This window comes from Streptomyces vilmorinianum (assembly GCF_005517195.1).
In the GTDB taxonomy this organism is placed as follows: Bacteria; Actinomycetota; Actinomycetes; order Streptomycetales; family Streptomycetaceae; genus Streptomyces; species Streptomyces vilmorinianum.
In genome coordinates this window covers 931,575-953,918 of sequence record NZ_CP040244.1, presented here as the reverse complement: position 1 = coordinate 953,918, position 22,344 = coordinate 931,575, and the positions used below count along the sequence as shown (strand labels likewise).

At 71.7% G+C, this 22,344-nt stretch carries 20 protein-coding genes and 1 pseudogene; 5 read left to right on the top strand and 16 right to left on the bottom strand.

The features are described from left to right. Window positions 1–54: 54 nt before the first annotated feature. Window positions 55–423, bottom strand: a complete 369-nt coding sequence (locus FDM97_RS04610; RefSeq protein WP_137988987.1) for an STAS domain-containing protein — start codon at window positions 421–423, stop codon at window positions 55–57. A gap of 210 nt (window positions 424–633) precedes the next feature. Here FDM97_RS04610 and FDM97_RS04605 point away from each other — a divergent pair, with 210 nt between their 5' ends. The 3 genes from FDM97_RS04605 to FDM97_RS04595 all read left to right on the top strand — a co-directional run bounded on the left by FDM97_RS04605 (window position 634) and on the right by FDM97_RS04595 (window position 4,920). After that, window positions 634–1,542, top strand: coding sequence for an RNA polymerase sigma factor SigF (locus tag FDM97_RS04605; protein ID WP_137988986.1), 909 nt, complete (start codon window positions 634–636; stop codon window positions 1,540–1,542). Window positions 1,543–1,664: 122 nt separating this feature from the next. After that, entirely contained in the window at window positions 1,665–2,897 is a 1,233-nt protein-coding gene (locus FDM97_RS04600) for a DegT/DnrJ/EryC1/StrS family aminotransferase (RefSeq protein WP_137988985.1), read from the top strand. Continuing rightward, on the top strand, window positions 2,890–4,920 hold the full coding sequence (locus FDM97_RS04595) for a lipopolysaccharide biosynthesis protein (protein ID WP_137988984.1): 2,031 nt from the start codon (window positions 2,890–2,892) through the stop codon (window positions 4,918–4,920). Before FDM97_RS04600 ends, FDM97_RS04595 begins: the two co-directional genes overlap by 8 nt. 78 nt (window positions 4,921–4,998) lie before the next feature. Here FDM97_RS04595 and FDM97_RS04590 read toward each other — a convergent pair whose 3' ends face one another. The 10 genes from FDM97_RS04590 to FDM97_RS04545 form a co-directional block, all read right to left on the bottom strand. Next, on the bottom strand, window positions 4,999–6,423 hold the full coding sequence (locus tag FDM97_RS04590) for a WD40 repeat domain-containing protein (RefSeq protein ID WP_137988983.1): 1,425 nt from the start codon (window positions 6,421–6,423) through the stop codon (window positions 4,999–5,001). A gap of 132 nt (window positions 6,424–6,555) precedes the next feature. Further along, window positions 6,556–7,617, bottom strand: coding sequence for a glycoside hydrolase family 26 protein (locus tag FDM97_RS04585; protein ID WP_175439034.1), 1,062 nt, complete (start codon window positions 7,615–7,617; stop codon window positions 6,556–6,558). Next, window positions 7,614–8,048 carry a hypothetical protein gene (locus FDM97_RS04580; protein WP_137988982.1) on the bottom strand — a complete coding sequence of 145 codons (435 nt, stop codon included), beginning with the start codon at window positions 8,046–8,048 and terminating at the stop codon, window positions 7,614–7,616. The genes FDM97_RS04585 and FDM97_RS04580 overlap by 4 nt, the downstream gene beginning before the upstream one ends. Window positions 8,049–8,093: 45 nt before the next feature. Then, window positions 8,094–9,971, bottom strand: a complete 1,878-nt coding sequence (locus FDM97_RS04575) for a hypothetical protein (RefSeq protein WP_254705499.1) — start codon at window positions 9,969–9,971, stop codon at window positions 8,094–8,096. Window positions 9,972–10,050: 79 nt separating this feature from the next. Beyond that, window positions 10,051–10,857 (bottom strand): polysaccharide deacetylase family protein, encoded by an 807-nt coding sequence (locus FDM97_RS04570; RefSeq protein WP_137988981.1) that lies wholly within the window; start codon window positions 10,855–10,857, stop codon window positions 10,051–10,053. Further along, the gene (locus tag FDM97_RS04565) at window positions 10,854–12,146 is read right to left on the bottom strand and encodes a glycosyltransferase family 2 protein (protein ID WP_137988980.1); all 1,293 of its coding nucleotides are present in this window, start codon (window positions 12,144–12,146) and stop codon (window positions 10,854–10,856) included. Before FDM97_RS04565 ends, FDM97_RS04570 begins: the two co-directional genes overlap by 4 nt. A gap of 24 nt (window positions 12,147–12,170) precedes the next feature. Further along, the gene (locus FDM97_RS04560; protein ID WP_254705498.1) at window positions 12,171–13,283 is read right to left on the bottom strand and encodes a GNAT family N-acetyltransferase; all 1,113 of its coding nucleotides are present in this window, start codon (window positions 13,281–13,283) and stop codon (window positions 12,171–12,173) included. Between the two features lie 148 nt (window positions 13,284–13,431). Beyond that, on the bottom strand, window positions 13,432–13,725 hold the full coding sequence (locus FDM97_RS35685) for an aspartate/glutamate racemase family protein (RefSeq protein ID WP_432816275.1): 294 nt from the start codon (window positions 13,723–13,725) through the stop codon (window positions 13,432–13,434). A 36-nt stretch (window positions 13,726–13,761) separates the two neighbouring features. Beyond that, window positions 13,762–14,346, bottom strand: a complete 585-nt coding sequence (locus tag FDM97_RS04550) for a DinB family protein (protein WP_137988978.1) — start codon at window positions 14,344–14,346, stop codon at window positions 13,762–13,764. 127 nt (window positions 14,347–14,473) lie between these two features. Continuing rightward, a complete protein-coding gene (locus FDM97_RS04545; RefSeq protein ID WP_137994653.1) occupies window positions 14,474–15,799 on the bottom strand; it encodes an MFS transporter in 1,326 nt (441 codons plus the stop codon). Window positions 15,800–15,888: 89 nt separating this feature from the next. Between FDM97_RS04545 and FDM97_RS04540 the strand changes: the two genes are divergently transcribed. Beyond that, a complete protein-coding gene (locus FDM97_RS04540) occupies window positions 15,889–16,866 on the top strand; it encodes a winged helix-turn-helix domain-containing protein (protein WP_137988977.1) in 978 nt (325 codons plus the stop codon). Between the two features lie 9 nt (window positions 16,867–16,875). On the opposite strand, the gene FDM97_RS04535 is transcribed toward FDM97_RS04540, so the two are convergent. After that, window positions 16,876–17,085: a hypothetical protein gene (locus FDM97_RS04535; RefSeq protein ID WP_137988976.1), complete on the bottom strand. Its 210-nt coding sequence runs from the start codon at window positions 17,083–17,085 to the stop codon at window positions 16,876–16,878. A gap of 114 nt (window positions 17,086–17,199) precedes the next feature. Between FDM97_RS04535 and FDM97_RS04530 the strand changes: the two genes are divergently transcribed. Next, window positions 17,200–17,850: a phosphotransferase gene (locus tag FDM97_RS04530; protein ID WP_137988975.1), complete on the top strand. Its 651-nt coding sequence runs from the start codon at window positions 17,200–17,202 to the stop codon at window positions 17,848–17,850. Here FDM97_RS04530 and FDM97_RS04525 read toward each other — a convergent pair. From FDM97_RS04525 to FDM97_RS36310, 4 genes and pseudogenes are all read right to left on the bottom strand, one after another. Continuing rightward, window positions 17,831–19,352 (bottom strand): annotated as a pseudogene (locus FDM97_RS04525) (hypothetical protein). The gene FDM97_RS04530 and the pseudogene FDM97_RS04525 overlap by 20 nt on opposite strands. Window positions 19,353–19,850: 498 nt before the next feature. Next, window positions 19,851–20,282, bottom strand: a complete 432-nt coding sequence (locus FDM97_RS04520; protein WP_137988974.1) for a DUF5958 family protein — start codon at window positions 20,280–20,282, stop codon at window positions 19,851–19,853. Between the two features lie 113 nt (window positions 20,283–20,395). Further along, window positions 20,396–21,271 carry a hypothetical protein gene (locus FDM97_RS04515; RefSeq protein WP_137988973.1) on the bottom strand — a complete coding sequence of 292 codons (876 nt, stop codon included), beginning with the start codon at window positions 21,269–21,271 and terminating at the stop codon, window positions 20,396–20,398. Between the two features lie 380 nt (window positions 21,272–21,651). Beyond that, entirely contained in the window at window positions 21,652–21,993 is a 342-nt protein-coding gene (locus tag FDM97_RS36310) for a site-specific integrase (RefSeq protein WP_137988972.1), read from the bottom strand. Between the last annotated feature and the right edge of the window lie 351 nt (window positions 21,994–22,344).

The window sequence follows — 22,344 nt, the reverse complement described above, 5'->3', positions numbered from 1 at the left end:
AACGGACGAAACCGGGGCTCTCCTGCCCGGTCTTTTCCTGACAACACCCGTCACTCAGTCGGGCAGCGCCGCGGCGAGCGAGTCATGGACGGTGAAGACGACGTCCGCACCGGTGATCTCGAAGACCCGGGCCACCATCGGCCGCATCCCCGCCAGGTGGACTCCACCCCCTGCGGCCTCGGCTTTCAGCCTGGCCCCGAGGAGCACGTTGAGTCCGGTGGAGTCGCAGAAGTCGAGGCGTGAGCAGTCGACGACAAGCCGTGACCGGCCGGCGTCGAGCGCGCGATCGAGTGGCGTACGCAACACGTCCGCCGTGTGGTGATCGAGCTCACCCACCGGAGTGAGGACCTCGCTCGCCCCCACGGTCCGGACCTCGACCCGCAGCCGCCCAGGTTGCGCGCTGCCGATGTTCTGGCGGTCCATGCCCGTGCCTCTTCTCGCTCTCGCGGATGCCGGTTGACGTGCCCCGAACCTTACAAGTCAGCCGCCCTGCCGTGCACCCGAACTCCACCACACAACGCCGCAAATCGGACAATTGACACTTGCGACCTTCGGTGTCGAACAGGTAGGGCTAGTAAGGAACATTCGAAACGGCCGGCTTGGAGGCGCCGCAAACCGCAGCAGGAAGAAACGATGGAGGAGACCATGTCACCCCGGCTCGACGCACCGCGTACCCACGACGCGCCGTCGACAGCAACTCCGCCCCCCACCCATCCCCACGGCCTTCTCGAAGGCCTGCCCGACGAACTCCCCGAGATCGGGCCCTTCGACCAGGTCGACCCCCTCGACGCACGGGCGCTCTCGAAGACCCTGTTCGCCCGGCTCGACGCCCTCGAAGAGGGCACGCACGAGTACGCGTACGTGCGCAACACCCTGGTCGAACTCAACCTCGCCCTGGTCAAGTTCGCCGCCTCCCGGTTCCGCTCGCGCAGCGAGCCCATGGAGGACATCATCCAGGTGGGCACGATCGGCCTCATCAAGGCCATCGACCGCTTCGAGCTCTCCCGGGGCGTCGAGTTCCCCACCTTCGCGATGCCGACGATCGTCGGCGAGATCAAGCGCTTCTTCCGCGACACCTCGTGGTCCGTGCGCGTTCCGCGAAGGCTCCAGGAGCTCCGTCTCGACCTCGCCAAGGCCGGTGACGAACTGTCCCAGCGCTTCGACCGCGCGCCGACCGTCGGCGAACTCGCCGAGGAGCTCGACCTGAGCCGCGACGAGGTCGTCGAGGGCATGGCCGCCAGCAACGCGTACACCGCGAGCTCGCTGGACGCCCAGCCCGAGGAGGACGACGGCGAGGGCGCGCTCGCCGACCGGATCGGCTACGAGGACCACGGCATCGAGGGCATCGAGTACGTCGAGTCCCTCAAGCCGATGATCGCCTCGCTGCCGCCCCGCGAGCGGCGCATCCTGTCGCTCCGCTTCGTCGCGGGAATGACCCAGTCGGAGATCGGCGAGGAGTTGGGCATCTCCCAGATGCATGTCTCCCGGCTGCTCTCCCGCACGCTGGGCCGGCTGCGCAAGGGGCTGACCCTCGAGGAGTGACCGCCGGCACCCCCTCAAACGCCTTGTGGAAAGGGCCTGTTCTTCACCGGACGGGCCCTTCCGCGTTATTGACGGGCCGCCCGGAATGGGCCACATTGAGGCGGGGTTCAGGGGGGAATCGCATGGTTTCTGCGTACGCGGAACTGGAAGAGCGCATGCGCGGCCGGCTCGGGGGCAGGGACTGCCTCTACGTGCCGTCGTGCCGCTTCGGTCTCTATCTCGCGTTGCGTCACTGGTGCAGACCCGGCGGTCGGGTGCTGATGTCGCCGGTCAACGACGACGTCATCTTCTTCGTGGTGCTGGCCGCCGGACTGCGGCCCGTCCAGGCGCCGCTCGACCCGCGCGACGGATCGATCGACACCGCCGCCGTGCCCGAGTCCGTCTGGGGCGGGCTCTCCGCCGTCCTCACCACCAACCTGTACGGGAATCCCGACCCGGCGCCCGAACTGCGCGCCCGCTGCGATGAGTCGGGGATCCCTCTCCTGGAGGACGCCGCCCACGCCATCGGGTCCACGGCGGGCGGGCGTCCGGTCGGCACGTGGGGCGAGGCGTCCGTCTTCAGCCTCTCCAAGCACACGGGGGCCAAGACCGGCGGGTTCCTGACCTTCGCGGACCCGGCCCTGCGCGGCGAACTGGCCGCGGCACGCGACGAGTTGCTGCACCCGTCCCGTACGAGCGCCGAACTCGCCTACCTCGTACGGCCGTACGCCGAGGCCACCGTCCGCGGGCTGCGCCTGGTGAAGGCCGCGCACGCCACGCTGCGGCTGCTCGGGCAGCAGGAGCGCGAGGAGATCCGAATGCCGCTGCGGGCCGACGAGCTGAAACAGGCCCTCGCCGGCGCGCCGGGGCTCGCGCCCTTCCACTCCTGGGTCCGGGTCGACATGCACGACTACCGTCTCGGCCCGGGCGCCGCCCGGCTGCGCCGCACCGGACGCCTCCTGGCCCGCCTCGACGCGACCCTCGCCGCGCACCGGGCCGGTACGGAGCGGCTCCTCGCGAGCGAGTGGGGCGGGGGCACGGGCACGGGCACGGGCGGGGGCACGGGCCTGGCGGGGGACGCCCAGCCGCTGTTCCGGGTGCCGCTGCTCGTCGAGGACCGGGACGCGGCGATCGCCGCCCTCGCCCGCCGCCGGATCGTCACCGGCTACCTGTACGACCCGCCGCTCGACACCTACGCGGGCGAGCTCTTCACCGACCTCTCCCCGGCCCCGGAGCCGGCCGCCTGGTTCGCCCGCCACGCCCTGCCGGTGGACCCGCGACGGGCGCCGGAGGTGATCGAGACGCTGCGCGCGGCGGGAGCCGTACGCGCGGAGCCGCCTGCGGTCTTCGACGCCGGTCGCGGCGATCGTGGCTGAGGCCGTCCGGCTGCACGAGCCGGACGCGGAGGAGCGGGGGGCCGGGGCGCAGGCGCCCGCGCCCGAGAACGGATCCGGCGGGGACTCCATGTTCCGCAACGCGTACGCCCTCATGCTCTCCACCGGCGTCTCGGCCGCCCTCGGGCTCGGCTTCTGGCTGGTCGCCGCCCGCTACTACACCGAGGAGGCCGTCGGGCAGGGCTCCGCCGCCATCGCCGCCCAGCGGCTGCTCGCCTCGGTCACCGCGACCACGATGATCGGCGCCGTCGTCCGCTACGTGCCCCGGGCCGGCCGCGCCACCGGGCCGCTCGTCCGCCGGATCTATCTGGTCAGCTCGGTCGTCGTCGCCCTGGCCTGCGGGATCTTCCTGCTCACCCTGGACTGGTGGGGCCCCTCGTACGCACCGCTCGGCACGCTCTCCGCCGGGCTCTTCTTCACCGTCTCCTGCGTCGGCTGGGCGCTGCTCACCCTCCAGGACGGCGTCCTCACCGGGCTGCGCCGGGCCTTCTGGGTGCCCGTCGGCAACGCCGGCTTCTCCGTCGGCAAACTGCTGCTGCTCGTCGCCTTCGCCGCCACCATGCCGGTCCTCGGCGTCTTCGTCTCCTGGTCCATGGCGATCGCCCTGTCGGTCGTGCCGCTCGGCTGGCTCGTCTTCCGCCGGCTCATCCCCCGCCAGGCGCGCGCCGACCACGACCGCGAGCCGCCCAGCATGCGCGAGATCGGCCGCTTCATGGCCGGGGACTCGGTCGGCGCCCTGTTCAGCCTGGCGATGATCAACCTGCTGCCGGTGATGGTCGCCGTCCGCTTCGACGCCGCGCACAACGCGTTCTTCTACACCGCGTACACCGTCGGCGGCACGATGGAGTTCATGGCCATCAACATGGCCTCCTCGCTCACCGCGCACGCCTCGCACAGCCCCGAGTCCCTCGCCGAGGGCGTCCGCGGGGCGCTGCGGCGCATGGCGCTGCTCCTGGTGCCCGTCGTCCTCGTCCTGGTCGTCTTCGCGCCGCAGATCCTCGCCCCCTTCGGCCCGGAGTACGCCGAGCACGGCACGACGGTCCTGCGGCTGCTCGCCGCCGCCGCGCTCCCGCGCGTCGCCGTCGAGCTGTACATCGGCGTGCTGCGCGTCCAGGGGCGTACGGGCGCCCTGGCGGCCCTCCAGGGCGCGATGTGCGTCCTGGTCCTGGGCAGCGCCGCCGTGCTGCTCGGCGCCGCCGGGATCTCCGGCGCCGGGCTCGCGATGCTCGGCTCGATGACGCTGATGGCAGCGGTCTCGGCGCCGGGCCTGCGGGCCGCGCTGAAGCCGGGCCGCCAGGAGATCGAGTACGGCACGAGCTGGGCGCGGCGCGCCGCCGAGCAGGAGTGGACGCGGCAGAGCGCCTCCGCGGACACGGTGACGCCGGCCTTCGGTCTGCCGGTGTACGTGCCGCGGCCGCCCGAACGCATGGCACCGCCCCCGGCGACCCGGGACGACCGGCCCGCGACCTGGCTGTGGCTGCTCCTGGGGCTGTCCACCGGGCTCTTCTGGATCCCGCTGGCCCGCGCGGGCGGACTCGGCCTCGACCACCTGTCCGGTACGGAGCTGATCGCGGCGCTGCCCCCGATCACCCTCACGGCCGGGGTCCTGCTGATCGTGCTGCACGGCGCGGCGGTGTCGCTGCGCCGGGTCCCGCCGCTGCTCGCCGCCACGATCCTGCTCGCCACGTTCCTCGCGCTGCACACCGCGCCGCCCCTGCTCGGCATCCGCCCGGACGCGGTGACCGGCCCGGGTTCGACCCTCGCCCCCGCCGGCCTGCGGGAGGCCCTGCCGATCGTCCTCCAGGCCGTGTGTCTGGCACTCGCGGCCGTGCTGCTGCGAGCGCTCGGCGCGAGCGTCCGGGTCACGGCGTGCGCGGTGTGGGTCCTGGTGTGGGCGGGCTGGGCGGCCCAGCACGCCTTCGCGGCGGCCCCGCTGCCCGTCCTCCTGGGCGCGTGCGGGGCCACGATGACGGCGGTCGCGGCGCGCGGGCTCAGGCGCCGCTGACCCGGCGCCGCCGGGACATCGCGCGCGAGCGTCGAACCGCCCCGGAGCCGCCGAGGCCGGGCTCCGGGGCGGCCCGTGTCACTGGCTCGCCGAGGGGAACACGAAGAAGCCGTCGTCCGTGCTGAAGTAGCCGTAACCGGACGGCCGGGAGAACAGCGGGACGTTGTCCGAGGGCAGGTCCTTCGCGAGGACCTTCTTCGTGCGGGCGTCGACCGCGAGCACGGTCCCCTGGCTGTCCTCCGTCGTGCCGTACAGCACGCCGCTCGGGGAGAAGCGCAGCGGCGTCATCGCCTTCTCGTTTTCCTTCTGCGCCCAGACCTCCTTGCCGTCCGCGAGCTGCCACACGGTGCTGCCGCGCTCGGTGGCGGCCGCGGCAAGCTGGTGGTCGGGGGAGAAGACGGACGAACCCTCGGTGTTCACCGTGTCGCCGGGGAAGTCCGCGTAGGCGTACTTCGTGGAGCCGCCGATCTGCTTGCCGCTCGCCAGGTCGTACGTCGCCGTGACCCACGTGTCGGTCAGGAAGGCACCGGCACCCCACGCGGTGAGGATCCGGCCCTCGCGCACATCGAGTACGCGGATGCCGCCGCTGGTCCGCACGCCCTTGTCGTTCAGCTCCACGCCCTCGGGCGGGGTGACGTCCGCGGTGCTCCACACCTTCTCGCCGGTGGCGAGGTCGGACATGACGAGCTCCTCCGGCGCCGTCTCGTACGTGGATCCGTTCTCCACGTGGAAGGTGTACTTGCCCGTGATCAGCGGGGCGTGGCCCTGGCCACCGTCGATGTCCTTGTTGCGGGGGTCGAACGAGCAGCTCGCCTGGAGCCCACCGCAGGTGACCTTGCGGGGCTGCCCGCCGCCGATCGGGGTGAGCTGCAGGGTCGCCTCGTCCGCCTGCTCGATCAGGTGGCCCTCGTGGACGTGGAAGGGGGTGTCGCCCGTGTGCTCGGCCTTGCCCAGCTCGGCGCCGTCGCTTCCGTAGACGGTGACCGTGGCGGTGGTGCCTTCCGCGCTCAGCCCGTCGGACTCCGTCGTACTGCTGGTGCGGACTTCGAGCGCCGGCACGCCGTCGCGCCAGGTCGTGGCCGCGACGCGGTCGGCCGTCACGGTGAGGGTCTTCCGTACGGCGCCGGTCCTCACATCGCGGAACTCCAGGTTGACGGGCTCCGGTTGATCGGTGTCGTGGAGCGTGCCCGTCGTGCCGTCGATCGGCTCGTCCTTGAAGTTGCCGCCCACGGAGTACTCGCCCGCGGCGTTCTTGACGAAGAGGAGGGTGTCACCGAGGTCGATGGCCTCGGCACGCGGCAGGCTCCATGCCTGCTTGTCGGCCAGGCCGGGTATCGCGGGGCCCTTGTAGACCGGGCCTGCGGCCTTCGTGTCGCTCTGCGGTGCCCTCGAACTCGCCTTCTCCGAGGGCTTGTCTGCTTCCGGGCCGTCGGAGGAGCCGCAGCCCGCGACGAACCCGAGCGACAGGACGAGGCCTGCTGCCATCACTGTGTACTTGTTCATTTCCCCGTTGCTTTCCGCCTGTTACGCCTGACTGTGGGTGTTTGCGCAGGTCGAGCCGCGTGATCACCACGCAGCAGCATAGGCGCGGAGGCGATCCGCTCCCGGCCGCGTACGCATCGGCCGGCCGTCACCTCAGCCGCGCGGGACGCGCTGCTTGAAGTACGGGTGGGAGCCCGCCTCCTTGTAGCCCTCCAGGGCGGGGCCGGAGTTCACGGTCAGGTCGCAGTTCTCCCCGGGGACGGCCCGGTTCCAGTGGACGTAGGCCCGGGCCTCCGGCAGGTTCGGGGCCGCCTTGGGGATGCCGGCGTACCAGTCGCGCTGACGCGCAGGACGCCGCGGATCGGGGGCGGTGGAGAACTCGGACAGCATGACCGGCTTCGTCGCGGAGACGTTCGCGCGCAGCCACTCGTAGCTCGGCCGCTGACTGGCCTCGAAGTCGAGCCACGTGGGCGACTTGTGGCACAGGTAGTAGTTGTACTGGTCCATGCCGATCCAGTCGACGTACGCGTCTCCGGGGTAGAGCGCCTTCATCTGCGCGGCGTTGCCGAGATAGCCGGAGACGGTCCACACCCACACCACGTTCCGTACGCCCAGGCGCTCGAAGCGCTCCCGCAGATGGCGGTAGGCGGCGACGTACTCCTCCGGGGTCCCGGCCCCCTCCCGGATGCGAAAGTCGGTCTCCTGGTCGAAGGAGAAGAAGACCCGCTTGCCGTACGCCTTGATGCGCCGGGCCTGCGGATCGATGATCGACGCGTCGTACGTCCCGGAGGCGATGTTCTTCCAGCCGAGCTGTCGCTCGCCCCAGCCCGCGTGGTGCTTCTCGTTCCAGACGGTGGACTCCCAGGCCAGCATCAGCATCCGCTCACGGCCCAGCTCCACCTCGTCGGGGGTGAGGAGTTCGCCGTCGACCGGGTTCCCCGACATGTCGTGGTACGTGTAGACGAGGTCGAGCTTGCGCCCGATCTTCTTCTCGAAGGCGTGGACGGGCCTGGTGAGCGAGCTGTCGCCGTCGTACGGGACGTACGCGCCCCACCAGGCGCCGCAGCGGGGCGCGAGCCGGGCGTCGGGGGCGCAGCGGTCGGAGCCGTCGGCCTGGGTGGCCCAGACTCCTATGCCGGCGGCGAGCGCGGCGACGGCGGCCAGCGCGATCGCGGTGCGCGTCCACCGCCGCGGTACGGCATGGCGTGCCCTCATCGCCCGCCACCGGGCCTTCGTTTGGTCCGGGTCCGCGCGCTCTCGCGCTCGACGGCGCCCCGCGTGGCGGCGGGCAGCGGCACGCCCGGCAGGGCGGCGACGACGGTCACGAAGACGGCGAGAGCGACGAGGAACGTGGTCGTGGAGAACGCCTCCGCCAGGAACAGCGCGGTCGCGGCGAGCGCGGCGAGCGAGAGGCTGACGGGCGCGGCGAGCGCCAGCGCCTCCAGCCGGGCCCCGGGGCGCAGCCCGCTCGGCTGCGGGTGGAGCAGGGCGAGGCCCGGCGCGAGGGCCACGAAGGCGAGGACGGGGATCCAGCGCAGCGGGGAGCCGCTCGGCAGCGCGGTCGCGCCGAGCGCGAGCCAGCCGGAGGCCGCCAGGGCGGCTCTGAGCTGGAGGTGGGCGTGGGCCTGTGCCTGTGCCTGGGCCATGGCGTACTCCTGGTGCTCGGGTGCGGTCGGTCAGGAAGCGGTCGGTCAGGAAGCGGAAGCGGGAGCGGTGGACGGCGGCCGGTACTCCAGGACGAGCCCGTGCTCGCTCTCCTCCACCACGCGGAAGAGCGGCGAGCGCTTGAGGTCGGCGCGCAGGGTCTCGAAGCTGCCGGGCGGCAGATAGCCCTCGCCGATGACCGCCTTCTCCTGGGTCGGGGTGAGGACGACGAACGCCGGGCGGCCCTCCGGAATGCCCCGGGCGAGATAGCCCGCCGGATCCTTGAGCATCTTCAGGTTCTCCGGGACTTCCTGCTCGGTGAAGAACCAGCGTTCGTAGTGGTCGTAGCGGTAGTAGGCGCCGGGGAAGGAGCCGGTGGTGGCGAGGATCAGCGCACCGTCCGGCGCCCGGTCGTAGGCGCGCCGGGTCAGGGCGAGCTCGGCCGGCGGGGCGTAGTGCATGCCCTCCTTGCCGTAGTACGAGGGCAGGAAGCCGGCCAGCAGGGCGGCCAGGGTGAGCGGCAGCGCGACGGCGGCGGTTCGGCGGGCGAGCACGGCTCCCCTGCCGACCGCGCCCGCGGCGGGCACCAGGGCGGCGGCGGCGAAGAACGCGGTGCCGGGCAGCCCGAAGAGATAGACGCGGAAGAGCATCTCGCCGCCGTAGTCGTTGACGGCGAACATCGGCACGGGCGCGGCGGCGGCGAGCAGCAGCGGCAGCGCGCTGCGGACGAGTCTGCGCCGCAGCAGGACGGCCGTGCCGGCGAGCGCGGCGAGCGCGAGGACCATGAGGATGTTGGCGGTGCCGACCAGTTCGGGGCCGGGCCCGGTGGGCTCGCCCGCGTATCCGGCCCGGGAGTTGGAGAGCAGGTCGCCGGCCGATTCCTTGAGGGTGCTCATCGTCTCCAGGAAGAGCACCCGGCCCATGGTGAGGTCCCAGGCCAGCATGATCAGCCCGCTGACGACGAGCAGCCCGATGTTGCGGTAGCGGCGGGTGAGGCAGAGGGCGAACAGGGTCGCGCACAGCATCACCGGGGTGAGCTGGTGTGAGGCGTTGATGGTGGCGATGAGCGGGGCGATGATCAGGACGCAGACCGCGCGCTGTCGGAGGGTCGTGGGCGGCGGCACGGCGGCCGCGGCCGGATCGAGCACCGTGCGGTCCCGCAGCCGTCCGGCCGACCCCGGCCGGACGAAGTGGCGGACGACGACGGCGAAGACGGTCAGGTAGAGCAGATACGAGAAGCCCTGTGGGGAGAGGTAGTCCTGGCCGACCCAGTTGGCCAGCTGGAAGATCCACACCCCGGTCCACACCAGGCGCCAGTCGTCGGTGAAGGTCCGGTAGATCAGCACCAGGACGGGCAGGGTGAGGACGCCGAGGGCGACCGGCGCCCAGTTGATGAACGAGGCCGCGGACTCCACGCCGAAGGCGCGTACGAGCGCGGCGTCGAGCGAGAAGAACCCGGGCCACTGGTCGTACGCGGACATGCCGCCGGACAGCTCGCGCCGCGGGTGGACCGTGCCCTCGGCCAGGAGCCGGCTGATCACGGCGTCGTGCTTGGACGCCCAGGCGTAGCGCACGGAGTCGTACAGGATCGCCGGGGGCGCCTTGAGCGCCACGAGCATCGCGACGCTGTAGGCCGCCGGCCACCGGGGCGCGGTACCGGCCCGTCGCAGGGTGACCAGGAAGCCGCAGGTCAGGACGGCGAGGGAGGCGTAGAACGCGAGCGGGAAACGGTCGAGGAGGCCGTACTCGGCGATGTCACGGAAGCCGATGCGGGGCAGCGCGTACACCCAGAGGGCGGCGGCCGCGAGCAGCGGCAGCGCGCTGAAGACGCTCTGCGGGCCGGGGAGGGACCGCGAGCGGCGGGCCGGCTCCGCCAGCGGCGGCACGCCGCTCTCCGCGACCGGCGCGGGCACACTCTGCTGCACGATGGCACTCCCCCCACGAAGTCTCGCCTCTACGCCCTGCTTCAACCCCCTTGCCTTGGAAGGAGGTTGTTGACTCATGTCAGCCCGCGAACGCCGGCCCCGCGACCAGCGCGCGGGCCCTGCGGTACATCCGCCAGCCCATCGTCGGCAGCGAGTCCGGGTACGGCGCGGCCTTGGCGCCCCGGCCCTCCATCCAGTGCTCGACGTCGGCGACGGTGTGGCCGCGGCGCAGGATCAGCCGGGCGATCCGGTACCGCTCGTCGGTCTCGGAGCTGAGGGCGTGCCGGACGGCGACGGCCGACGCGTACCCCGCGGCGGCTGCGGCGCGGCGCACGGCCGGGCTGTTGTAGCCGTGCGGGTAGGCCAGGTGCCGGACCTCGTGCCCGAGCACGTCCTCCAGGACGGCCTTCGCCTCGCGCAGCTCGCGCCGCAGGACCTTCGCCGGCAGCGTGTCGAGCTGCGGATGCGTGACGGTGTGGGCGCCGACCTCCATCCCGTACTGCTCCAGGAGCGGCGCCTGCCCCAGCGACATCATCGGCGCGGGCGGCAGCAGACAGGCCCGACCCGGGGTGATCGCCCCGGTGGTCAGATACGCCGTGGCGGGCAGCTCGCGCGAGGCGAGCGCCTCGGCGGTCGGCCCCGGCAGATCGGCGAAGCCGTCGTCGAAGGTGAGGACGACGGGCCGGGGCGGCAGCGGGGCGCGCCGGACGAAGTGGTCGGCGAGGACGCCGATGGTGACCGGGGTCCGTCCGCTGTCCACGATCGCGTCGAGCTGGGCCTCGAACTGCTTGGGCGCGACGGTGAATTCGGCGATCCAGGCGGGTGGGTCCTCCATCACCGCGTGGTAGAGGAGTACGGGGATCCGGGTGTGGGCGGGCGCGCTCATCTGCCGCCCCTCGTCCGGAGGCGGGCTTTCGCGTATCCGATCGGTCCGTAGAGCATGCCGCGTCGCTCCAGTCGGGAGAGGCTGCGAGGCCAGGGGTGGGTGTGGGCACCGTGCTCACCGGGCACGCCCGGGTGGGTCGGCTCCCGGTGGGCGGTCATGTTCCGTGCGTGGGCGAGCCCGCGGGGCAGCCGGGCCAGGAGCGCGGGAAGCAGCGCGGGGCGGCGGACGAGGGTGGCGGTGAGGTACGCGGTGAGGCCGGCGCCGTACCCGTACGCCTGGTTCCTCAGGTCCTGCCAGCTCTCGCGGTGGTGGTGCCAGACAAGGGCGTCGGCGGTGTACCGGAGCCGGAACCCGGCGGAGAGGACGGCGACGAAGGCGTACAGGTCGTCACCGCCCCGGGCGGCCGTGCCGGTGCCGGTGGCCGGGTCGAAGCCGCCGGCGGACGTCAGCGCGCGCGTGCGGAAGGCCATGTTGGCGCCGGAGCCGAAGCTGCCCGCGGTGAACGGGAAGAGCGGTTCGTCGGCGGGCGGGCGCAGCGGGTCGTACAGGCGGGGCGCGAAGCCCTTGGCGAAGCCGCCGTGGGATTCGAGGAGGATCTGGGCCGGGGTGCGCAGCCGGGCGGGCAGGATGAGGCCGGTCACGCAGCCGAGCCGCGGGTCGGCGGCGAACGGCGTGGTGAGGGCGGTCAGCCAGTGCGGGTCGGCGACGACGTCGTCGTCCGTGAAGGCGACGATCGCCGAACGGGCCTGGGAGACACCGGTGTTGTGGGCGCCGGCGAGCCCGGGGGTGTCCTCGCGTACGTACGTGACGCGGCCGGCGTACTTGTTCGCGACGAGCTCTTCCGTGGCACTGCTCCGGGGCGCGTTGTCGACGACGAGGATCTCGTAGTCGGGATGGTCCTGGTCGAGGAGGGAGTCGAGGGCGCGGGCGAGCTGATCGGCGCGGTCGCGGGTGGCGACGACGACGCTGGTGCGGGGCGGGACGGCTTCGGGCTCGATGGGCTGGTTGTGCTCGTCGGACTCGATGGGCTCGTTGTGCTCGTCGGACTCGATGGGCTCGTTGCCGGCGAGGTGGGGCCTGGCGAGCGCGGCCAGCACCTCGGCCGGGTCTTCGCCTTCGGGGACGTGCCCGAGCACGGTGGCCGCGGGCCGGCCCCGGAGCCGTACGAGCGCGTAGACGTCACCGGGCCCCGGGGGCGGACCGCCGGGCGCGGGACGGAGGGAGAGGACGGGTCCGTCGGGCGAGGCCAGGTCGAGGTCGGCGACGGAAAGGGCGTGTGGCAGTCGCATACTGCTTCCCCCGCTTCGGTGGAGCTATCGGCCGGCGGCGCGCAGACGGGCGAGCCGGTTGAGGGTGCGGCGGCCCCGCGCGGCGAGCGCCGGCCGGTTCCGTACGAAACTGTGGGCGCGGCGGGAGGGCTCGCGGGAGAGCCAGTAGAGCCCGGCCCGTACCCCGGGGCGGGTCACCGAGCCTTCGTACACGGTCAGTTCGCCGGTCTTCAGCGCGTCCTTGTACTCGGCGGCGCCCCGGCCGAGGTCGAGCATCCCGATCCCGGCCGCCGCGGCGGCCTCGGCCATCCGCAGATGGAGGACGAGACCGGGCGAGAACTTCGCGAACTCGGGGTCGTACGCCGGGAACCAGCAGGACAGGACGGTCGGCGAGCGGAGCCCGAAGTGGGCGGCGACGGGCCGCTCACCTGCGTACAGCACGGACAGGACGCCGGAGCAGCCGGGCGCGCGCAGTTCGTGCAGGCGCCGGACGAGCGTGCTGATCCACTCCTTGGCGAAGCGGTCGCGGCGGCCGGTCCTGCGGTACTGGGCGGACTTCCACTCCATGAGCGTGCGCAGGGCCGCCGGATCGCGCTCGTCGAAGACGAACCGGACCTCCCCCACCTGCCGACCGAGCCGCCGCTCCTTGGCGAGCGTGGTCTTGAGGAACTTGGGCGACTGGGTGCGGAGCAGGGCTTCGTACGCCGCGTACCCCTCGCCGATGTCGATGACGGGCGAGCCGAACGACTCGGCGGCCGCGCCCTGGAACACGTCCTGCCCGGCCTCCAGGTTGTCGAACTCCCAGGCGGAGAGCCCACAGACCCGCAGCAGCGCCCTGGGATCCGGCCGGAGGCCGGGCCGGAGTACGGCGCCCTGGCAGTCGGAGACCCCGAGCCCGATGGCCCGGCCGTGCCCGAACGGCCCTTTCTCGTACGGGAAGAACCCGACGGGCTCCCCGCGCTCCCACCAGACGGCCACCCGGGCGCGGGGCCGGACGGCGGCGACGGCGCGGGCGAACTCGGGCCCCATGAAGGGGTTGTCGTGCGCCCCGGACTGCGCACCGGACTGGGCCGCGGATTGCGCCCCGGACTTGGCGCGCAGCTCGCGCCAGGCCTCGGTCTCGCGTGCCCCCAGCTCCCCCGGTTTCACGATCTGCACATGTGTGCCCTGCGTACGGACAGCGCTCAACTCTCCGACCCCCCGGTCATCCCCCTGAGTCCTGCCGGTACAGGACGGTACCGGTCGAAAACCCTCCGGGACAGGGCTACTCGGGAATTCATGATGATCAAGAGATGAATGGGACAGGTCAGTCGAGGGCGTCATCGACCGCCGCCTCGGCGTGGATACGGGTGGTGGGGAAGACGGGCACGGGGCTGTCCTGGGGGCGTACGAGCAGCTCGATCTCGGTGCAGCCGAGGATCACGCCCTGCGCGCCTGACGCCACGAGCTCGGCGATGACCTGCTGGTACGTGACGCGGGAGTCCTCGCGGAGTTTGACGGGTCGGCGCCGCCGTGGTCCCCGGCAGGACCGGACGGCGGGTATGCCGCGCGTGAGCGGCTTGAGGGCGAGGCTGTCGTGTACAGCACCCACGACCGGCATCATGCCGCACGGACATCACGTCACGTGAGACGACCTTCAAGCCTTGATCGGTGCGGCCGACCTGGCGGCCTGCTCGATCTTCGCGCGGTAGGCCGCACGGGCTTCCTCGTCGATCTGCTTCTCGTGTTCGGCGCGCAGCCCGGTCCGGCCGTCGAGGCCCTCGCGCAGGATATCGGCGTGCCCGGCATGCCGGATGGACTCGCCGAGGACGTGGACCATGACGGCGAACAGGTTCGTGTTGGTATAGGGCTCCGGCCACCACGGCACGTGGCCGGGGGCGTCGAGGGCAAGCTCGTTGATCGTCGCGTCCGAGTGTTCCCACGTGCGCCGGTAGAAGCCGATGATCTGATCGCGGGTCTCGTCCTCGGTCGCCCACTGATCGCTCCCGTCGGAGTCCTGCCACCGGGACAGCGGCTCCGGGGAAGGGCGGTCGAAGACCTCGCCGAAGTACCTGGCCTCGACGGTGGCCACGTGTTTGACCAGGCCGAGGAGGTTGGTCCCGGTCGCCGTCAAAGGTCTGCGGGCGTCGTATTCGGACAAGCCGTCGAGTTTCCAGAGCAGCGCCTCGCGGTCCCGCCGCAGTCTCCCGTGCAGGTTGTCCTTCGCGAATTCATCGATCATGCGGCATGAACCTTCCATGGGATGTTCGTGACAGTCGGCAGAGCCGAGGCTGAGGACTCCATACACAATGAGCTACCACGTGGGGGTGGGGTGCGTGACGGCTCGTGGCCGACCCGACCTGCGACGGTTACTGTGCAGGAGAAGTACACGCATGCTGTTCGGTGCAGTTCTCTGATCCCGTTGAGTAGTTCGGGACGGGGGCCGGGGGTGTGGGCTGGTGCCAGGTGAGAATCCAGCCGGCGGTAAGCGCCGCCCCGCCGCCTGCCAGGGCGATTGCGCCGCCTGTTCCGATGCCTGCGGCCACCGAGCCGAAGCAGGCCGGCCCGACGCCCTGAAGCGTCATGCTGCCGGAGCCGAGCAGGCCGAAGGCCTGGCCCTGGCCTTTCTGTGGCAGGGCGTCCAGGAACGGCCGTTGCAGGCCGAGACCGTAGGCGAATCCGAAGCCGCAGAGCAGCAGCAGACAGGACGAGACGCCCACTCCGGGCTCGGCGGCGAAGCCGACCAGCGGCAGTCCCATCAGCGCGATCAACGGGACTACCAGTCGCTCCCGGGTGGGTGGCCGCAGGAGTCGACCCACCAGCAGGTCACCGACAAGCATGCCGACCGGCAGACAGCCCATCAGCACCGCGTACCAGCCGGGCGCGAAGTGGCGTCCTCCCGCGTAGGCGACGATCAGGCCTTCCGCGCCCGCTACGAACGCGGGCGGTAGCCACTGGGCCAGCATCAGTCGTCTCACCGTGTGTCCGCGCAGCAGCAGGCCGGCACCGTGCAGGCTTGCCCGGACGGCCCCGCCATCGCCCCGAGCGCCGGCGGGTGTGCCGCCGGACTCTCCCGGCTGCAGCCGGGGTAGCCGGGGTAGCCGGATGCGGATGGCGAGCGCGCAGCCAAGGTAGAGGGCAGCGCTTACCGCGAGCGCCCGGTGCGGGCCGAGTACCGCGACGACCGCACCTCCCAGCGCCAGACCGAACAATTGCGCGCCGGAGGCAGCGATGTTGTTCAGTGAACGGCCCAGTACATAGGCGTCGCCCTCCAGCCACTGCGCGACCAGGCGACTCGACGCGCCGCTGAACACCGGAGTGGCGAGGGCGACCAGCGCCACGACACCGAGGCTTGCCGCGATCGGCATCCGCACCAGGGCGAGCAGCAGGGCGGCGGCGCACTCCAAGGCGTAGCCGCCGGCGATGAGCGCGCGGGGCGGCAGTTGGTCCGCCAGTGAGCCCAGCAGCAGCGAGCCGAACAACTGCGGGAGAAAGCCGATACCGAAGGCCAGTGCGCTCAACAGCGCGGAGCCGGTGGCCGCGAAGACCAGCACCGAGAACGTGGTGATCCGCAGCGAGCCCGCAGTGATCGCGACGGTGCGGGTCGAGAAGAGCAGCCGGAATCGCGGCTCGGCCAGCACCTCCCGGTAGGTGGCACGGTGGTTGCCCTGCGCGGGTTCGGCGGTTGGGGTCATGGCGCCCAGGCTCGCCGTGCGCCCGCGCCACTCACCAATGATTCGTCGCTGGACGAATCGGAACATGCGTCCCGCCGTAGCATGGCCGGGTGCTGCGCTTCGAAGTCTCCGTCGAGGACCTGCTGCGCAGTCGCTTCGCACTGTCGCCCGCGCTGGACCTCTGCTTGCTGCTGCGTTCGCTCGCCGGCCAAGGCCCTCCGCTGCCGCGAGACTGGGCCACCCGGCTCCTGCCGGTCTTTGAACGGCTTCGCCGCGAGACCGAACTGGACGCCGCCCTCGCTCTGCAGACCCCGCAAGGCGGACCGAACTTCGTCGCCCCGCCTCCGCGCGGCCTCAACCAGACCTGGGCAGACGACCTGGCCATGATCCGGGCCACACCGCTGGAAGCGGCCCGCCGCGAATTCGCCGACACCACGACCGGTGTGTCCGCCCGTGATCCCCGCGTACGCGCAGTGCTGGACTCGACGGACGCCGTCTCCAGGATCGCCGAGGCGATGGACCAGGCGTGGCACGAGCTGCTCGCCGCAGACTGGCCGCAACTGCGCGCGATCTGTGAGCGCGATGTCGTGCACCGGGTGGGAGTGATCGGCGAGCACGGATGGGCCGCGACCATCGAGAGCCTGCACCCCGGCATCGCCTGGCGCGCCGGCGGTATCGAGATCGGCTTCTTCCGAGGCGGAACAGTCCGCCTCGCCGGCGACGGGCTCCTGCTGATCCCTTCGGTCTTCGTCGGGCATATCGCCGCCCACCTGGAAGACCCCTGGCCCAGGACCTTGGTCTATCCTGCCCGCGGCACCGCCGCCCTGTGGGGCGAACAGGAGACCGTCCCCCAACCGGACGCGCTGACCGCTCTGGTCGGCCGGGCCCGAGCCCGGCTGCTGTTGGCGCTGGACGCCCCGGCCAGTACCAGCCACCTCGCCCGAAGCCTCGCCATGGCACCCGGCGCGGTCGGAGACCACCTCGCCATCCTGCGAGGCGCGGGGCTGCTCGTCCGCGCCCGGTCCGGACGGTCGGTGCTCTACCGGCGCACCCCGCTCGGCGAGGCACTGGTCGCCGGTTCGGGCTGAGGGCTCAGATCAGCACTGCTTTCTGAGGCGCCGCCAGCAGATAATCGCGCAGCCGAGGGTGAGGAAGGCCTGGTGGGTGTCGGCGCGGATTTCCCGGCGGATACGCAGTCGGCAGAACCAGCGCAGAAGTGCGAAGGCCGCTTCGACGACCCAGCGGTTCTTGCCCGGGCCGCTTCCGTGCCCGGTGCCGAGCCGGGCGATGAGCGGGCGGATGCCCATCTCACGGACCTGGCGGCGGTAGACGTTGTGGTCGTCACCGCGGTCGGCGTACCAGCGGGACCTCGGTACACAGTCACCGACATCCCTTGGGATCGATCATCTAGGCTGCGCGCCATGGATACGGGGGTACTCATCGGCACGGGCCGGACGGCGGACGTGTTCGCGCTGGACGACGAGTGGGTGCTGCGCCGCTACCGGGACGGCGGGGACGTGGCGCGCGAGGCGGCGACGATGACGCACCTGGCGTCCCACGGCTACCCGGTCCCCCGGGTCCGCTCGGCATCGGGCCCGGACCTGGTGATGCGGCGCCTGGCCGGCCCTTCCCTCCTCGACGCCCTGCTCGCCGGAACGGTCACCCCGGAGACGGCGGCCGCCCTCCTCGCCGACCTCCTCCACCGCCTCCACACCCTCCCGCCCGCGCCCCCACTCCTCCACCTCGACCTCCACCCGGGCAACGTGATGCTGACCCCGGAGGGCCCCGTCGTGATCGACTGGCGCACCTCGGAGCGCGGCGACCCGGCCCTGGACTGGGCGATGTCGTCCCTGATCCTGGCGGAGGTCGCGGTCTCCCCGGCCCCGTACGCGGAGGGCGCCCGCGCGGGCCTCACAGCGCTGCTCTCCCACGCGTCCCCCGGCCCGCTCCCTCTGCCGGAGGCCCACCGCCGCCGGTCGGCGGACCCGCACCTGGACGCGACGGAACTGGCCCGCCTGGACGCGGCGGTGGCGTTGGTGGCGGGCGCCCGGATCAGTCCAGCGTCTGGGTGAGTTCGTCCATCACGGCGAGCGGCAGCGACGGATTGGCCGCCGCCGCTTCCACCACCTGCCAGTCGGGGTCGGTGAGCAGCTCTGCGATGACCGGCGGCGAGAGGGCCGGATGGCCGGCGGCTATGGGCCGCGCCTGTTCCTCCGCCAAGCAGGCGAGCAGCGCCGGGGCTGTCGCGTTGCGGTGCCGGGCGATCTCGCGGAACGCCTTCTTCACCGGGGGTTCGTGCCGGGCCAGGTCTTCCAGCAGCGGCGGAGTCGCGTCCGGGTTGACCGCCACCTTGGCGATGACCCGGGCTCCGTGCCGGTCCACCATGGCGCGCAACTGCGCTTCGGAGAGGCCCGGGTGCGGGGCGATGGACTTGACCACTTTCGCATCGGGGTCGGTGGCCAGGGCGTCGCGGATCTCGGCCGGCAGATCGCGTCGTTGGGCCAGGAGCATGCGCACGGCCGGGATCGGCGACCGGGCCAGCTCCTCGACCTCGGCGGGAGAGGCGGTGGCGATGCGCGGCAGCAGGGTGGCGCCGATCTTGGTGGTGCCGGCCAGTTGGATGAGCACGTCGAGTGGCACGTTCGGGTTGTGCGCGAGCCCGCGCCGCACATCGTCGCCACGGTCGCCGGCCAGCGCGCGGATCAGGGCGTCGTCGATCGCGGGATTCTCGGCGAGGTCGGCTCGGACACCGGGATTGGAATCCAGGGCGAGCCGTCCGCTCACTTCCAAGGGCAGGTCGGGGCGTGCGGCGACTGCCCAGCGCAGCAGCGTGGAAGGGTGGTCGGCGAAACCGACGACGGCTTCGGTCGGTGTGGCGGGGTTCCGCAGTGCCGCCTGCTGCAGGTCGAGCACGGTGGACCCGTGGGAGCCGTCGCAGAAGGCACCCGGCAGCAGATCGCAGTCGAGCCTCTGGCAGTGAGGGTCGTGCGCGAACGGCGTCTTCTCTCGGTCGCAGACCAGGCACCGCTGGGCGGGAGGCAGCCCCTCGCCGGTGATCAGCGCCGCCAGTACGGCCGGGGGCGTCGCCTCGTTGGCCGCCACCGCACGGCGGACCTCGGCGTGCGGATGCCCCGCAAGCCGGGCGGCGACGTCCGGCGTGGTCCACAACGCGAGCTCCGCGACGACGCGTACGTCCGAGTCCGCGGCGAGCCGTCTCCACCACATCGGCCGGGAGACCGGAGCAGGCGGCCAGCTTCTCCCGGTGCTCAAGGACCGGATCCACCGCGAACAGCCGCGCCCACTCCGGTCTGCCGGAGCGCTCGTCGAGCAGGGCGAGGGCGGCGTCCGGGTGTGCCGCCGGATCAACATCGGCGGCGGTCAGCCGGCCCTCGTACACAAGCTGTACAGCGCTCTCCTCGACGCGCGAGACCAACGCGACCGCCTGCGCACGGCTGAGGTCCGCGCGGCCGGCGAGGCTTGCGGCGATGTCGGCATCCGCGACCGCGATCAGCCGGTCGACCAGCTCGGACGGCAGAGCGGCATTGGCAGCGAGGCCGCACAGGACATGGTTCACGGAGGGCATCCTGCCTGGGCCGTGACCGAAACGGCTCGTGGATTTCACAGCCGACGAGTCACCGGCGGTGCCCGGGAACGTGAAGCGCTCAGTCAGCGGACCTGGGGCCATCCCCGGCGCACGAGCCCTCGTGGGCGTACGAACTCAGCTGTGCGCCTGGCGGTCACGTTCACGGGCCTCACGGGACTCCTGAAGCCATAGCAGGTTGTCCAGGGCTTCGGAGGGAGTGTCGGCCCTGGCAGCCGGCCGTGCGAGGCCGTCCGCGCGGTCGCTGTCACCGGACGTCGTCGCGCAGTACCCACCTTCTCCGAACTACCAGGGGCGTTCCGTACTTGGACGACAGGGAGATGATGAGGCCCGTTGAATTCCCCACCCGATACTCAGAGGTTTCCCAGGCCTGCTCACACTTCTCCCCACCCGCAACGCTGACCTGCGAACGGATGTCACTCAGGAGGGACCGCTCGATAACCAGCCCAGCCCGAGCTGGAACGGCCGATGCTACGGCCGCTCGGTCGCCGCCGGCAGGTTGTGCCATGCATGTCCGCAGGCGCATTTGCAGTACCTCTCGCGGCGGCGAGTGTCCGCAACGGCGAACACGGAAACGAGGACGCGGAACGCCTTGACGTGTTCGGCGGAGGGCAGGCCCGCGAACCCGTAGCGGGGCGGGTCCATGCAGATCATGACCGAGGGGTTAGCCGTGGGCTTCACACCAGACCGCGCCACCCCCGCACGGCCGTCCGCAGCTGTAGTGTGCGCCTGCATCGCATAGCCAGCGACTTCCTGTAGAACCATCTGCTGGCGTGTCGGGGCGAGGTCGGAGAACCACCTCACACCAGCGTCCAACGTGCGGAGCCCCTGGGCGATCTCGTTGACGACCCGCTCGGTCTCGCGCCGGAAGGTCCGGCCGTCGTCGCTGCTCGGTTCAGTCATCGCTGGATGATTTCACGACGCTGATTCCGGGCGAGGGCCGGCTGTCGGCGTATACCTGAACGTGGCCAGTGAGGTACAGCGACACGTCCCCACAGCCAGGGTCGCCCGACTTCTCAGGCCCGCGGGGGTCCCAACCACCGTTCGGCGCGGACCTGTTTGTCGGAGTCTCCACAGCGGCGGGCGTGCGCCAGCAGACGGACGCGGAGCGGTTCGGGTAGGCGGGCGACGTCCCGCTTCTGGCGTGGGCGGGTCTTCCAGCCCACCAGATGGCGCACGGCCCCGGCGTCGTGCCGCTCCTCGGCCCGCGGGTCGGCCAGGGCGGCGAGCAGGTCGGCGATCGGCATCCTGCCGAGCAGCTCGCCGGGCACGCCCTCGTGGACTGGGTATCCGGAGCAGCGGCCGCCACCGGATCCGCACCAGTTGAGCAGGGCCAGCACCCGCTCCACCGGGTCGGGGAACATCAGGTGCAGTTGGTCTGTGAGTTCCGCGAGCAATGCGGGGGAGGGACTGCCGCCGGTGCGGGAGAGGCCGAGGATCCGGTCGGCGAGCCCTTCCAGCCCGGCGGGCATCGCAGCCAGCCAGTTGCGCTCCTCTTCGGTCCCTTTCTGTGCCCGTAGCCGGGCGGCCTCGAACTGCTGCATGGGGCCAGGCATGCCGTGCCCGTCCAGCCAGGCCAGGAGCAGGCGGCCGTCAGCGAGGACGACGTCGCTCTCCCACGCCTCCCACCTCAGTGTCGCCCCGTGGTGCAGGACGACGGCTGCAAGCCGCTCACCGGGCGGGTCGAACACCTCGAAGCGGACGTCCCCGAGGCACATGCAGTGGAACCCGGGCAGCGACTCCACGGCCATGGCCGTCCTGAGCTGGGCCGACTCCGCCGGATCGGAGAGATCCACCCGGATTTCCCCGCCGGCCCCGACCCCGTTCACCGAGCTGACCTGAACCACATGTGCCTGTTGCAGCACGTTGTCCAGCGCTGTCGTCTCGTCCATGAACCGATCCCTCCCTGCCCGGGCGGCAGATGCACAGGCGGCCCGATTCGACCGCAGCTTTCGACCGTCTCGCAACCCGGTTCCTTCGCGCCCGCAGTTCAGCGTGTACGCCAACAACCGGACGTCGCTGCACGACGGGGCTACGCCCCACCCTTGTCCAACCGCCCTGTCCTGAGGCTGGCTGGCTATCCGGCTGGCCCCGGCCATGCGGCAGCCAGGCAGCCGAGGACGTTCGCTCGTATCGGGCTGAGGAGATAAGCCCGTACGCCGACACCGGCACCAGCACCCGACACAGCACGGGCGACCCCGGCCACCGTTGCCTCCGGCAATCAAGCAGGGAGCGAAGAGCGGCACTGGCCGATGTCACAGATCCTCATCAGTCACGCAGGCTCCGGCGGGGTGGCCGCCGCAGTGGTGCGAGCAACGATCTCCCGGAAGGTAGGAATGCCTAGGTCGACAGACTCCTGCTTGCGGGAGATCTGGGCGTCGAGTTGGGCTGGCTTCTCCTGACGGGCGTGGTGGGCGAGGCCGGCTCTGATGACGTCGCCCCTGTTCGGACGCTTGTAAATGTCCAGGGTCGACAGGTACTTGCGGCCGAGGATCTTTTGCACGTAGACCGGCGGCATGTTCGGGTCATCGAGCATGAGGAACGTCGCCGTGTGCCGCAGATCGTGAAGGGTCCAGTTGGCGCCCAGGAGATCGTTGGCGCGGTTGAACATCATGCGCGCCGCGTCGTATTCCAGCGGCCGCCATGGGCGCCGCAGCGTCCACCACAGCGGATGGTGACGGCCCCGGGGGACGCCCTTCTTCCAGGCGGACTCTTGGTAGAGCCGCAGCCAGACGAACGCGTCCAGGTTGCGGCCGGGTCCTGGTAGTCGCGGGTGCCCTTGCGGATCACACTGACGGTCTGCTCGCCGACAACCGCTCCGCCCTGCTTGACCGTGAGCAGTTCCTCGGCGCGGGCGCCAGTGGCGACCCAGAAGGCCGGCAAGGCGCGGTCACGATGAGAACGGAGCCCGGCGAAGACCTTGGTGTACATCTCGTCGGGAATCCGCCGCGGGACCCGCTGCGGA